12 protein-coding genes are annotated in these 14,578 nt (G+C 32.7%); 10 read left to right on the forward strand and 2 right to left on the reverse strand.

All coding sequences use genetic code 11. The features are described 5' to 3' along the window. Nucleotides 1-29: 29 nt before the first annotated feature. From J7E44_RS00630 to J7E44_RS00665, 8 genes are all read left to right on the forward strand, one after another. Nucleotides 30-608 carry a Crp/Fnr family transcriptional regulator gene (locus J7E44_RS00630; protein WP_214824402.1) on the forward strand — a complete coding sequence of 193 codons (579 nt, stop codon included), beginning with the start codon at nt 30-32 and terminating at the stop codon, nt 606-608. A gap of 103 nt (nt 609-711) precedes the next feature. Further along, nucleotides 712-1,566, forward strand: a complete 855-nt coding sequence (locus tag J7E44_RS00635; RefSeq protein WP_214824405.1) for an SDR family oxidoreductase — start codon at nt 712-714, stop codon at nt 1,564-1,566. Between the two features lie 16 nt (nt 1,567-1,582). After that, entirely contained in the window at nt 1,583-2,215 is a 633-nt protein-coding gene (locus J7E44_RS00640; protein WP_214824416.1) for a nitroreductase family protein, read from the forward strand. Between the two features lie 191 nt (nt 2,216-2,406). Then, nucleotides 2,407-3,897 (forward strand): MFS transporter, encoded by a 1,491-nt coding sequence (locus J7E44_RS00645; protein WP_214824419.1) that lies wholly within the window; start codon nt 2,407-2,409, stop codon nt 3,895-3,897. 223 nt (nt 3,898-4,120) lie between these two features. After that, a complete protein-coding gene (locus J7E44_RS00650) occupies nt 4,121-6,286 on the forward strand; it encodes a T9SS type A sorting domain-containing protein (RefSeq protein ID WP_214824422.1) in 2,166 nt (721 codons plus the stop codon). A 186-nt stretch (nt 6,287-6,472) separates the two neighbouring features. After that, on the forward strand, nt 6,473-7,399 hold the full coding sequence (locus J7E44_RS00655) for a mevalonate kinase family protein (RefSeq protein ID WP_214824425.1): 927 nt from the start codon (nt 6,473-6,475) through the stop codon (nt 7,397-7,399). A 10-nt stretch (nt 7,400-7,409) separates the two neighbouring features. Then, nucleotides 7,410-8,339 (forward strand): UbiA family prenyltransferase, encoded by a 930-nt coding sequence (locus J7E44_RS00660; RefSeq protein WP_214824427.1) that lies wholly within the window; start codon nt 7,410-7,412, stop codon nt 8,337-8,339. Between the two features lie 64 nt (nt 8,340-8,403). Then, nucleotides 8,404-9,576, forward strand: a complete 1,173-nt coding sequence (locus J7E44_RS00665) for a proline dehydrogenase family protein (RefSeq protein ID WP_214824429.1) — start codon at nt 8,404-8,406, stop codon at nt 9,574-9,576. A 182-nt stretch (nt 9,577-9,758) separates the two neighbouring features. On the opposite strand, the gene J7E44_RS00670 is transcribed toward J7E44_RS00665, so the two are convergent. Beyond that, nucleotides 9,759-10,298: a helix-turn-helix transcriptional regulator gene (locus J7E44_RS00670; protein WP_214824431.1), complete on the reverse strand. Its 540-nt coding sequence runs from the start codon at nt 10,296-10,298 to the stop codon at nt 9,759-9,761. Between the two features lie 843 nt (nt 10,299-11,141). On the opposite strand from J7E44_RS00670, the gene J7E44_RS00675 reads away from it, so the two are divergent. Then, a complete protein-coding gene (locus tag J7E44_RS00675; protein ID WP_214824433.1) occupies nt 11,142-12,251 on the forward strand; it encodes a M14 family zinc carboxypeptidase in 1,110 nt (369 codons plus the stop codon). 54 nt (nt 12,252-12,305) lie between these two features. Here the strand turns inward: J7E44_RS00675 and J7E44_RS00680 are convergent, their stop codons facing one another. Beyond that, nucleotides 12,306-12,821 carry a DUF4920 domain-containing protein gene (locus tag J7E44_RS00680; RefSeq protein WP_214824435.1) on the reverse strand — a complete coding sequence of 172 codons (516 nt, stop codon included), beginning with the start codon at nt 12,819-12,821 and terminating at the stop codon, nt 12,306-12,308. Between the two features lie 144 nt (nt 12,822-12,965). Here J7E44_RS00680 and J7E44_RS00685 point away from each other — a divergent pair, with 144 nt between their 5' ends. Then, nucleotides 12,966-14,381 (forward strand): APC family permease, encoded by a 1,416-nt coding sequence (locus J7E44_RS00685; protein WP_214824437.1) that lies wholly within the window; start codon nt 12,966-12,968, stop codon nt 14,379-14,381. The last annotated feature ends 197 nt before the right edge of the window (nt 14,382-14,578 follow it).

Raw genomic sequence — 14,578 nt, forward strand, 5'->3', positions numbered from 1 at the left:
ACCTTTAAATTATCATTTATCATTATCCAATGCTTGATTATTTTATAAATTATTTAAAAGAAAAAATCACTCTCTCTGAGCACGAGATTGAGTTAATAAAAAGTGTAGCGGTATTAAAAAGACTCCAAAAGCGCCAGTATTTACTCCAGGAAGGTGACGTGTGGAAATATAATGCTTTTGTTTCAGGTGGATTGGTGAAGACTTTTTCTGTAGATTCCAAAGGTCAGGAACATATCATGAATTTTTCGGCAGAAAACTATTGGACAGGTGATCGGGAAAGCTTAACATCTGGAAACCCCTCAGAGTTTAATATCGTTGCATTGGAAAATTCAGAAATTATCCTTATTACGAAAGATGATTTTATAAGTATATGTCAGAAAATACCACAATTAAATAACCTGGTTAATGAAATTCTACAAAGAAGTTTCCTGGTTTCACAAAAAAGAATACACGCAAATATAAGTTTATCTGCAGAAGAAAAATACCAGGATTTTATTCAAAAGAATCCATTAATAGTGAATCGAATTCCTCAGCACATGATTGCCTCATATCTGGGTGTTTCACCTGAAACGCTTAGTCGCATACGAACACAATCAACAAAAAAGTAAAACCATTGATAATTGTCAATGGTTTTTTCCTTTAAATATCAATGGATCACGACGGTTTCTGATACTAATTTTGCCTCAATATTAAATAAAAAATTTAAAAGATATGAGCAAAACAATTTTCATTACAGGGACAAGTACCGGATTCGGAAAATTAATGACAATTACATTGTCACAAGAAGGGCATACTGTTATTGCAGGGATGCGTGGAACAAAAGACAAAAATGAAGCAGTAGCTAAAGAACTTTCGACACTTCCAAATGTAGATGTGGTAGATATAGATGTTACTAATGATGCATCAGTAAAAGAAGCTTTTGAAAATACACTGGCTAAACATGGAAAAATAGATGTACTGGTGAACAATGCAGGTCTGGCAGGTTTTGGATTGGTAGAGGCATATTCTATCGATCAGATTAAAAAGTTTTTTGAAGTCAATTTCTATGGTGTTATTCGTACCTATCAAGCTGTTTTACCAGGCATGCGGAAGGTGAAGTCAGGGCTTATTATTAATATTACTTCCGGAGCTAGTGGACATGCAATGCCTTTTATGGGACCTTACCTTGCCTCTAAATTTAGTGTTGAAGCAATTACAGAAGCTATTCAGGATGAGCTATCTCAATTCAATATAGAAAATGTAACCATCCAGCCAGGAGTGTATCCAACAGAAATGAATTCCGGGAGTAAAGCAGGAGTACAAGCTGATAAGCCAGAAATTACCAAGGAATATGATCCTGTTGCTACAGAAATGTTTAACAATATCGGAGCTGGATTATTTGGTAAAATGGCTGAATTCAATATGGATCCCCAAGTCATTGCAGATGGCGTATTAAACCTTATTAATATGGAGAAAGGAACACGTCCTTTACGTTATCCTCTGGATGCTATAGCCCAAGGAACAGATATAGAATTTATCAATGCGAGAGCCGAGCTTAAAGCAAAATGGGTAGAAAAGTACAGTTAATATTTAGTAAAGAGAAATGGATATTATAAAAGCCTTAGAATGGAGGTATGCAACAAAAAGAATGACAGGAGAGTCCATTCCACATGACATTCTCGATGCAATCATTAAAGCTGCTCATCTGGCACCATCAGGTATTGGATTACAACCTTACGAAATCTTTATTATTTCCGATAAATTATGGAAAGAAAAACTTTTGCCGATTGCGATGAATCAACCACAAATTGTGGAGGCATCTCATGTATTGGTATTTGCAGCCTGGGATAATTATACACCGGAAAGAATAGATAAGGTATTTGATCATTTAAACCTAATACGAAATGAAGATACTACAATTTCGGGTAGGCAACGAAATTTTGCTAAACAATTTTTTGGCAAAATGTCTAAAGAAGAAAACTTTCATCATGCAGCAAAACAGGCTAATATTGCTTTGGGACTTGCACTTGCAACCGCTGCTTTAAACAAAATTGATGCTTCGCCAATGGAGGGATTCGATCCTGTAATGTTAGATGAGGTTTTAGATTTACCTGAGAAAGGATTGCGTAGCTCTATGCTTCTTGCATTAGGTTATAGAGATGAAATAAGCGACTGGAACCTGCCATTAAAAAAAGTGCGGAAACCCTTGGATGAATTTGTAAAGAAAGTAAATTAATAAATTTTGTTAAAAATATTCTAGCAATGTCTTTTAGTCTTTATATGAGGTTTTGTAAGATAGAGCCAGCAGAAATTATAAATATAAAAAGCTGTTTAATAATTTATAATCTTTCACAATAATCTAATTAATAAAAAAAACCGTTGAATATTCAGCGGTTTTTCTATTTTTGTGCATCTAATATATTTGAAATGTCTGAAACAGAGAATCAACAACCAAAAAATATAAAGAATAACCCGAAGATTATGAAGGCTTGGGCCGTTTATGACTGGGCCAACTCTGTATACTCCCTGGTTATTACTTCTACTATTTTTCCTATTTACTATTCTATTCTTACTACCGCGTATGAAAAGAAGGAATATGTAGTAGAAACCAAACAATGGATTGATGTCCCTGTAAGGCATTTAATAAAAGTCTTTGGAAAAGAATATCAACCGGATGCTGTATATGGCTATTCATTGACAATCTCTTTTTTTATTGTGGTTTTACTTTCTCCATTTTTATCTTCTTTAGCAGATACAATTGGAAATAAGAAATCATTTTTACAGTTTTTCTGTTATTTAGGTGCTACTTCTTGTATGGGATTGGCTATGTTTACAGGAATGCATAATGTTTTTTTAGGGCTACTCTTCAGTATTACGGCGAGTGTGGGATTCTGGGGGAGTTTGGTATTTTATAACTCATTTTTACCAGATATTGCGACTCGGGATAAACAGGATGCACTTTCAGCAAAAGGCTATGTTTATGGGTATATAGGATCTGTAGTTCTGGTGGTGATTTGTTTGGTTTTGATTCAGGTCTTTGCAAAAGGAGCAGCTCAGCAATTGCTATTTACAAGAATAAGCTTTCTTTTAACAGGGGCATGGTGGTTTGGATTCTCTCAATATACATTTAAGCATTTGCCACAGTTTGGTAATGTAAAAGACAATCTTCCTAAAGATTTGGTATTATTGAACTATAAGAACATATTTAAAAAACATGAAGAGCAAGGTGGTTTCTTTGAGGTTTTAAAGGATAATATGAGTTTTTATAAAGATATTGCCAAAGAAAGTTTTCATGAGCTTTTTAAAGTTGGGAATGAACTGTTTAAAGATAAAAACCTTAAGTTTTTCTTATCGAGTTTCTTTTTCTACAGTGTAGGAATGCAAACGATCTTTTTAATGGCAACATTGTTTGGGAAAAGTGAAATCAATCTGGCACAGGATAAGCTTATAGGAACACTTTTAGTGATTCAGATTGAAGCTATTATAGGTGCTGTTATTTTCTCGAGATTATCAAGAAAAATAGGTAATAAAAATGTAATCTCTATTGCTATTGTTCTATGGATCGTAGCTTGTTTATGGGCATATTTCTTAAATAAAGAAAATCCTACAGTAGAATATCAGTTCTATGGGGTTGCTGCAGTAGTTGGTTTAGTTATGGGTGGACTCCAGGCAATGTCAAGATCTACTTATTCAAAACTATTACCGGAAGATTCCATGGAAAATACAACTTTCTTCAGTTTTTATGATGTGTTAGAAAAAATAGCGATCATTATAGGAACATTTATTTTTGCGACATTAATAGAGCACTTTAATAATATGCGTATTGCAGCGCTTTCTATGACATTATTCTTTGGTGTTGGGCTGATATTGATTCGATTCCTAAAAGTGAATACGTTGAAAGAACGAGATACTTTGTAAAAAATAGTAAATATACAAAATGAAAAAGACGTTATTTTAACGTCTTTTTTAATTTTAATCTTGATGTTTTGTGATTAATATCAAACAAAGTGTGTTTTTTAATTAATTATTTTAATTTAATTCTCTTTTAATTGTTCATTAATTAGTAAATTAAGATAAATTATGATTATTAATCACTTAATGTAGAATTTTTTTGTTTATTTGCATTAATAAATTAATAATAATGATAAAGAAAATTCTACTTCTTGGTATTTCAATGTGCTTTATCTTAAGTTTTTCTCAAAATTTAAGACCCATTGCTCAAAAAATAACAGAATATCATAATCAAAGTAAAAGTTTTGTGAAATATGATTTGTTTGAAGTCAACAAAGCTTCTTCAAAAATGGCTGAATACAAAAGAGCTGCAACGGATATTACAGCAATGTCTATTAATTCTGTTGAGCTAAAAAAACTTGTAAAAGATAAGCCCGAATTTCTTGAAATGTCATTTCCTTTTGAGGGAGACAAAAAAATAACCATAGAATTATATAAAAGTCAGATTTTTACAGATAATTTTAAAGTAACCACTAATAAAGGGGAGATTGTACAGTATATTCCTGGGGTTTATTACCGAGGTATTATTAAAGGAGATAATAGCTCTGTGGTCGCTTTTAGTTTCTTTGATAATGATGTTGTAGGTGTAGCTTCCACTTCTGATCTTGGAAATGTGGTTGTAGGAAAAGTGAAAAATTCTGAAGATTTTGTCAGTTACTCAGAATCGAAGTTGACTGGGGCTAATCCATTTGTTTGTGGAGTAGATGAATTGAAAGAAAATCAAACTCAAAAAATAACTTTTGATCCTAATACTAGTAAAAAAGCGGTAACAGAAAATTGTGTTAGAATTTATTATGAAGTTTGTTTTGCACCATATCAGAATAATGGTTCAAACACGACTACCGTGACTAACTGGCTTACTGCGGTTCACAATAATATAGCTACTCTTTATAGCAATGATGATGTAAGAGTAGCCTTAAATGAAATATTTATCTGGACAACTGTAGATCCATATACAGGAACTCCAAGTGGTAATTTAAACAGTTTCAAAACAAACAGACCCACTTTTAATGGTGATCTGGCTCACCTTGTTAATGCACCAGCAACAACAAGTATAGCTTTTCTGAATTCGCTTTGTACAGGAAATAAATATGCTTATTCTGGAATCTCTCAAACATATTCAAATGTACCTGTATATTCATGGACTATTCAGGCAATGACTCATGAAATGGGGCATAGCTTAGGGTCACCACATACTCATGCATGCGCATGGAATGGAAATGGAACTCCGATCGACGGATGTGGGGCACAAGCTGGTTATAGTGAAGGCTGCACAGGACCTATTCCAGCGACTACAGTTAAAGGAACGATCATGAGTTACTGCCATCTAGTTTCTGGAGTAGGAATTAGTTTTAGTAATGGATTTGGTCCTCAGCCTGCAGCATTAATTAGAAATACAGTAGATTCTAAACCTTGTCTTGGTACCAATTGTACAACCGCCTGTAATCTTACAGTTACAGCAATGAATATTTCTAATGTTACAACCAATACAGCAAGTGCTACCATTACAGATGCTACTTCTACATCCTGGAAATATAAATTGACAACAATGGATGGAACTCTTGTTACCTCTGGAAATACAACTACTCAAAACCTTAATTTAACTAATCTTCAACCCGCAACTTATTATAAGCTGTTTGTAGGTTCAAGTTGTTCCGGATCCAATGCTTATCAGAGGTCGCAAGTATTTTTAACAGATGCCAATTGGTGTGGTGGTGCCTTGTTTACAGACACCGGAGGGGCAACTGCTGTTTACGGAAACAATGAAACCATCGTTAAGACATTTTATCCTAATGCAGGTTCAGCACTTACACTGAATTTTACTGAGCTTGCGCTTGAACAAGATTATGATTATTTGTATATTTATAACGGACCATCCACTGCTTCACCATTATTTACTAACGGGACTTTAACTGGAAATACCCTACCTGGATCGTTTACTTCTACTCATTCAACAGGAGCAATTACGGTAAAATTTGAATCAGACCCTGGAGTTACTGAAAATGGATGGAAAGCTAATTTTTCATGTGCAGTTTTAGGAATAGAAGAAGTTGGTACTAAAGATAACACTGTCAGTATCTATCCGAATCCTGCAAAAAATTTAATCGTCATTTCTTCTAAAGAAAACCTGAAATCATATAAAATGTATGATGAAGCTGGAAGATTAGTATTATCTTCTTCTTCATTAAAAGGCAATAAACTTGAAGTCAATCTCTCTTCAATTCAAACCGGAAATTATGTAGTTTCGGTAGAAACGGAGAAACAAACGGTTACTAAGAAATTAATAAAACAATAAAAATATATACCTTATTTAAAAAGCCTGATTATCCCAGGCTTTTTTCTATTAATTCCTAATCGTTTTAAAGTTAGTTGGATTATAACCGTTGAGTCCTTATTATTCAAAAAAAAATTGTAATTCGGCCTGGATTTTGCTTATATTCAGCAGAATAATTATAAATTTGCAAAAAGATTTATTGTCAAGATGACGAACCCTCTATTTTACGCAAAAATAATTCTGTTTGGAGAATATGGGATGATAGAAGACTCTCAGGGTCTTGTCGTACCTTATAGCTTTTACAAAGGAGCTCTAAAATTTTCTGATTTGAATTCTGAATTTGAGTCAAAATCAAATCAACATCTGCAGAAATATGCTAATTTTCTTGGTGAGCTAAACCTTTCTGATGATTTCAAGCTTAATATTGAAGACTTTAAAAAAGATATTTCAAAAGGACTTTTCTTTGACTCTAATATTCCACAGGGATATGGGGTTGGAAGTTCCGGAGCTTTAGTAGCAGCAGTTTTTGAAAGATACTCATTGAATAAACTGAATCCTGAAAGCATTTCTAAAGATAATCTTAAAAAATTAAAAGCCGTTTTTGGTGAAATGGAAAGTTATTTCCATGGTAAAAGCTCAGGTATGGATCCTTTGATCTGTTATATGAATTTACCTATTCTTATTGAAAATAAAGAAACCCTTGATAGAGTTTCTATTCCTGATGGCGAGAAAGGAAAAGGAGCCATCTTCCTTATTGATTCTGGAATGAGCGGTGAAACAGGACCAATGATTCAGATTTTCTTTGAAAAAATGAAAACCGAAGGTTTCCGTAAAACTTTGAAAGAAGAATTTATACGTTACAATAATGCTTGTATTGAGTCTTTCCTAAAAAAAGATATGAACCCTTTCTTTAGAAATTTAAAAAAGCTTTCACATTGGGCTTATGAACATTTCCGTCCAATGATTCCTGAAAGTATTTTTAATATCTGGAAAAAAGGACTAGACTCTAATGCATACTATCTTAAACTCTGTGGAAGCGGAGGTGGAGGTTATATTTTAGGCTTCACAAAAGACTATGAAAAAGCTGAAAAAATGCTTGATGGTTTTAACAAAGAAGTAATTTACAGATTCTAAATAGTTGGGAATGAATTCTGAAAAAGAAACTTTCCAATCACAAAATTTTATATCCAAATCTTTATTTTATAGATTCTCACAATTCGTGGGCTTTCTTTTGGGTGCCAGGTTCTTTGTAGCAGGTTTGCTTACTTTTGCCCTTTATGTATCTACCTTTTTTTTATTTAATCAGGAAGAAAGTTTCAGGAATTTTGTATTTGATTTTAAAGTTCACGGAATTATCTTCTGTACTGTTTTAACAATTCTTGCTGGCGGTATTATCAACCAATTCTATGATTTTGAAAAAGATCATATCGTAAAACCTTTCCGGACGAGATTACAGAGCTTTATTGCTCAGAAATATTTTCTCTATGCCTATTTGGTATTAAGTGTTATATCCTTGGGAGTGGCATGGTTTATTTCACATAATGTCTTTATATTCTTTCTGATTTATCAGTTTTTTATGTGGTTTTACAGCCATAAATTAAGTCGTATCCTAATACTCAATAACCTTACTTTTGTAAGTCTTACACTCTATCCTTTCTTTGGAATGATGGTGTATTATGAAACTTTTTCGAAAAAAGTTCTTTTAATGGCTATCTTTCTTTTTCTCATTCTTTTGTGTATTGATATTGTAAAAGATACCTTAACGAAAAGTGTGGATAAAGCATTTGGATATACTACAATTCCCAATTTTTTCGACAATAAAAAGACAAAGATCATTATCATTTCTCTACTTGTGATCACAATGGCTGTGTCCATGAAGCTTATTGTAAAAACGGGAATTTCCGGATTTATGGCCTATTATTTTACCGGAGGGATGTTTATCATGATTGTATGCATCTATTTATTGTTGAATTACTCAAGGAAAAGTAAATTCATTACCTTAAATATATTAAGGCTTTGGGTTTTTGTAGGAATCATTGCCATGCTTTTAAATGGAATCGAAAGTAAATTATAGAAAATATTCTTTAAAAAGACTAAGGTTATTATTACCTTTGCCAAATTAAATTTAATAAAAAGGAATGCCCATTTTTAACGATACTAAAGTTGCATTTGCAGACAAAACAGATGCCCAATTAAGAAAAGCTTATTGGATGTTTAAAATGATTGAACAACCAGCTTTGACAAGTGTTGGAACTTCTATTCTTAATTTTACAGTTCATAATAATTTTCCGTTCGTTACAGGAATTGTGAAGAATACCTTATTCGAACAGTTCTGTGGTGGTGAAACACGCGAAGAAAGTATGAAAGTTGTAAAGCAACTTTTCAAGCGAGGAGTCGGAAGTATTTTCGATTATTCTATTGAAGGGAAAGAGGATGAAGAGACCTTTGATGCAGTATGTAAAGAAATTAAAGAAATTGTAAGATTTTCAGTGGGAAATCCAGCAATTCCATTTATTGTTTTTAAACCTACGGCTTTTGGTAGAATTGATCTCTACGAAGCTGTTGGCAAGAATGCTGAATTGACTACGAGTCAAAAAGAAGAATGGGAAAGAGTTGTAAAAAGATTTGATGAGGTTTGTAAGCTTTGCCATGAAAATGATAAAAAAGTAATGGTAGATGCTGAAGAAACATGGATGCAGGATGCAGCAGACCATCTTTGTGAAGAAATGATGGAGAAGTACAATCAGGAGAAGCCTATTGTTTGGAATACTATTCAGATGTACAGAACCGGAAGACTGGAATATATGGAAGAGCATTTGCAAAGAGCCAGAGAAAAGAATTATTTTATTGGCTACAAAATAGTTCGTGGTGCATATATGGAAAAAGAAAGAGCAAGGGCTGAACAAAAAGGATATGCTGATCCAATTCAGCCGAATAAAGAAGCTACTGATCAGAATTACAATGCAGGAATTGATTTCGTAATGAATCATTTGGATAAGGTGTCTGCATTCTTTGGAACCCATAATGAGATCTCTTCTGAACTGGTAATGGATAAAATGAAAGCAAAATCTCTTGAAACTGGAAATCCACATGTTTATTTTGGACAGCTTTATGGGATGAGTGATAATATTACATTCTCATTATCAGATAAAGGCTATAATGTGGCTAAATATCTTCCTTATGGGCCTGTAAAAGATGTTGTTCCATATCTTACAAGAAGAGCTCAGGAAAATACTTCTGTAGCCGGGCAGACAGGAAGAGAATTGGGACTTTTAAAGAAAGAATTAGATAGAAGAAAAAGTAACAGATAATAATAGTAATATTCTATTCTGTATATAAATAAATAAGCCTCACAATTTGTGAGGCTTATTTTATTCTATTTTCATCATAAAATTCTTCATCAATCTTATAAATTCTTTATATTTTATATATTGTCTTAAATTTAAAAGACTAGGATTTTCCTTTTTAAGATATTCTTATTTTAATAAGGTTTTTATGGCTCAAAACTTTCGAATTTTCCATTTTCATAAAACAAAACAATTCTTTTTATTTTATGACTCTGATTTTCAATTACTTGGTTGATCATTTCGTCATTAGATTTTTCTAATCGCTGAGAATCAATTATTTTTTCATGAGATTGGATCTTGTATGGTATAGGAGATTCTCGGATAGCTTGTTTTTGAGGGATTACTTCTGTTTCTTCAATTCCAAAATCTTCATCATTATTCATCATGGTAAATAGATCCGGAAGTGAGGTTGGCTTTAATTTGTCTTCATCTGTTTCTTCTACTATCTGTTCAGAAGTTTCAGGTAGAGCAGACTTCAACATCTCACCGTCACCATTTACTAACCAGTCCCAAAGGATCTCGGGGAAGTGAGACTTTATTTTTATGATAAACTCTAAGGAAGGTTTATTCCTTCCCGAAGTGATATGAGAAATAGAAGAACGTTGTACATCAATCTCATCAGCGAACTCTGAAGGTGTAAGTTTGGAGTACTCTATAACTTTGGAAATTCTTTCATTTAAACTCATAAAATAAGCTTTTAATCATTTTACAAATGTAAAGATAAGATTTACAAATGCAAAATACAAATGTAAACAACCACAAAATTATCAAGTATACAAAAGTAAACTACATATTCATCTGATAAACAACTATTTATAATGTTGATAAAATTAATCATTGATTTTTATTCAACAATTTATCCTCAAAATCTGTTTTTTGATAAATAACTTAAAGTAATAGATGAGGTAAATGAGTTATTGATAAAATTCTATGTAAATATTTCTATTAAATCTCCTGGTATAAGCTATTATGGTTGTATTTATACGCTTTGTTATAGCTAAAGAGTGGGAGATAAGCTAATAATCTGATTATATAGATAAATGACTATCGCAATGCTTGTGATATGATACATTTTGGAGCATAAACACCCTCTATAATTCAATTTTAACATTTATTTTTAATATACGTTATTTGGTATTATAGACTTTCTTTAAAGCTTATTTACCTAATTAAACTCAGATTAAATTTGACGAAAAATGGAGTTGAAATTAAAAAATAGTCCACAATTTACATTTGTATACGATAGATAAATGCAATGTTTTCCACACTTTTTCTTGTTTAAAAGAATTACACTCAATTGTTGATAATCAGAATATTATTCACTTAAAGTAAAGTTAATTGTATAATATAGATAAATCTCATAAATAACTGACTTTTAAATATTTAAATATATTACATTTAATTATATGTAATCCACAATTTTATCCACAGACATAATGGCAATTTACATCGTTTAACTATATTACAAATGTTAATTTCATTTTTCACCTAAAAATGGTTATTTTTGACTCATGTAAATTATTAGTCAGATGAACTTTGAACAGCTCTACCTTCAAAACCCTACATTTCCTAATCGCTATATTTCCCCTGAAAAATTATTTTCTTACTTACAGACGAATCTCAGCGATTATATTCAGGAGATTGGAAAATCATATTTAGATAAACCTATTTTTAAACTAAGCATTGGAACAGGAGATATTAATGTTCTGGCTTGGTCACAGATGCATGGAAATGAATCAAACGCTACTCATGCCATGTTAGATTTATTAGTTAGCTTGGATAAAGATCACTTTATGAAGCAGGAACTCTTTAGCAGGATTAAACTGGATTTTATCTTTATGCTAAATCCTGATGGTTCTGAAAAATGGACCAGATTAAATGCCGTAGATATTGATCTCAATCGGGATTTCCATAATGAAGCCAGTAAAGAGATTAAGCTCCTTAAGAATATTGTTTCTCAAAATAGATATGATTATGCACTGAATCTTCATGAGCAGAGAACCATCTTTACAACAGATGGAATTCATCCCGCTACACTTTCATTTTTAGCTCCATCTGAAAATGAAGAACGGACGGTTACAGATAATCGAAAGAAATGCATGGCAGTGATTGCAAATATTTATAATCATCTACAGGAGTTGATCCCTAATCAGATCGGAAGATACTCAGATGAGTTTTATCCTACATCTACGGGGGATAATTTCATAAAAGCCGGAATGCCTACTATTCTATTTGAAGGAGGACATTTTATAGATGATTACACCAGAAAGGGAACCAGAAAATATTATACAATAGCATTATACTATGCTTTAAAAGCAATCAGTGAGCTAAACTCTGGTATTACTGGTTGGGAGACCTATTTAGATATCCCTGAAAATAAAGAAAGCCATTATGATATTGTTTATAGAAATGTAAAGCTCAATACGGATCATCATTGTGTCCTGGATATAGCAGTACAATATCGAGAAGTAAAGGAGGAGGAAAAGGATGATCTGTCTTTTATACCTTTTGTAATGGAAGTGGGAGATGTTAAAAAAAGAAAAGGATGGTTGGAAATAGACTGTACAGGAAAGAAATTTGTTTGCTCTACTAAATATCCAAAACTGGATGAGAAAGTAGATTTTACTATTGAAGATTAAAAAAGCGGAACAATTGGTTCCGCTTTTGTTTTATAGATACTCTTTTAATTTGGATTAATTTACCACCTTAATTCCATTTGCTACAAATCTGATCTCTTCTTTCGGTGTAGTGATCGCATCAATCTCTGATTGTGGTTTTTTAGCGTCCTCTGCATAGTGTTTCTGCTCGTCAATAGAAATTATCTTTCTTTCAGCGTCACCCTCTAAAACTACGTTTTTCCCTTTTAAAGCGGTAGGAACAAAGAATGCATAATCTTTCATTTTTACGAAAAATTGAGAATTATCTTCTGTCTGGATTGTTAACCAACATCCTTTTTTCTCACAAACATCGGTTACTTTTCCTTTAATCGCTACATTTTCAACCTTTTTATTTTCTTTCTTAAGTTTCTTACCTAATTTTTCAACGCTGATAGCCTTTGATTCAACAGATGAACCAACGCCAGCTCCGTAGGTATCACCTACAATAGCATTTCCTGCCGGTGGAGAAAATTTCTTTTGTGCTGTTTCTTGTGCAAAAGCTACAGTAGAAGCACTGATCGCTACAGCAAATAGTATGGCTTTGAATTTCATTTTTAATATTTTTTTCAAAAATAACAATAAAAATTGAATTAATAAGTGTGATATACTTGATAAAAAATAGGCGTATCACTAAATTTTACACAAAATTCAAAATCAAGTGCATATTTGTTTATATTTGGGAATTCTAAATAATTTATGCATAAAAAATTAAAACTTTGGGATGCCATTATGTTAGTAATGGGTTCAATGATCGGAAGTGGAATCTTTATTGTAAGTGCAGACATGATGCGGAATCTGGGTTCTGGTTACTGGCTGATCATTGTATGGGTTATCACAGGAATAATGACGGTAGCTGCGGCAATTAGCTATGGGGAACTTTCTGCATTATTTCCTAAGGCAGGAGGACAGTATACCTATCTTAAAGAGATCTTCGGTAAGAGGATGGGTTTCTTGTATGGATGGGGACTTTTTACGGTAATCCAGACGGGTACTATTGCTGCTGTAGCAATGGCTTTTGGTAAATTTACTGCTTACCTGATTCCAGCTCTTAATGATGCAGAAGCTATTTTTCAAAGTGGAGAATTTAAAATTACATGGATTCAGATATTAGCGATTGCTATTATTGTTTTGCTTACTTATATCAACACAAGAGGTGTAGAGAGTGGTAAGATATTACAGAATATTTTTACAGGATCTAAAATTGTTGCTCTGTTGGGACTAATTGCCGCAGGTTTTATTTTGATAGATGTTTCTCATCTTTCCGAAAACTTCAGCTCTGGTTATGACGCTTTCAGTAATCTTAAAAAGGATCTGAGTGGAAATTTTCTTAAACAAGGCTGGGAGCCTATTGGAGGAATGACCTTGCTAGGAGGTATAGCAGCAGCGATGGTTGGTTCTGTTTTCAGTTCTGTGGCTTGGGAAAGTGTCACCTTTGTATCAGGTGAAATTGAAAACCCAAAGAAGAATGTTGTGAAGTCAATGATTTTCGGAACTTCTGCTGTAATGATTCTTTATATAGCAGTAAATTATGTTTATTTAAATGCTCTCGATCGGGATTCAATTGCTTTTGCAGCAAATGACAGGGTAGCTGTTGCAGCTTCACACAATATATTTGGAAGTGCGGGAACGGTTATTATTGCTTTACTGGTAATGATTTCTACTTTCGGATGTAATAACGGATTAATCTTAGCTGGAGCAAGGGTTTTTCAAACGATGGCTAAGGACGGAATGTTTTTTCAATCAGCAGAAAAAAATAATAAAAATGAAGTTCCCGGAAATGCACTTTGGATGCAGGGAATCTGGGCTTCCATATTGTGTCTGAGTGGACAATATGGAAATTTACTGGATATGATCTCTTTTGTTATTGTTTTATTTTACATGATAACAGTTTTTGGAGTGATTTACCTAAGGTTTAAACAGCCTAACCTTGAGAGGCCTTATAAAACATGGTTATACCCGATTACACCTATAATTTATCTGTTGATAGGAGCTGGTTTCTGTATTTTATTACTGATCTATAAACAACAGTATACATGGCCAGGTTTTGTAATGGTTTTACTCGGACTTCCGGTTTACTACTTTATTAACAGAAATAAAAGAGATAGCAAATAACTTGCTAACCAGGGAATATGGTAATTCCTTTTGCTTTAAAATATTCAATATTCATTTCGAAATAACTTCATTTACGGCTTTCAAACAGGTTTGAAAGCCGTAAATTTTAAGGAATATTTTTATTTCTGTATCATATATTATTTATTGAAAAATGTTTAAATTGGTATTTTGTTTTATGCGAATGAAAAAATAAAGAA

It is taken from the genome of Chryseobacterium sp. ISL-6, assembly GCF_018613715.1.
GTDB classification, from domain to species: Bacteria; Bacteroidota; Bacteroidia; order Flavobacteriales; family Weeksellaceae; genus Chryseobacterium; species Chryseobacterium paludis.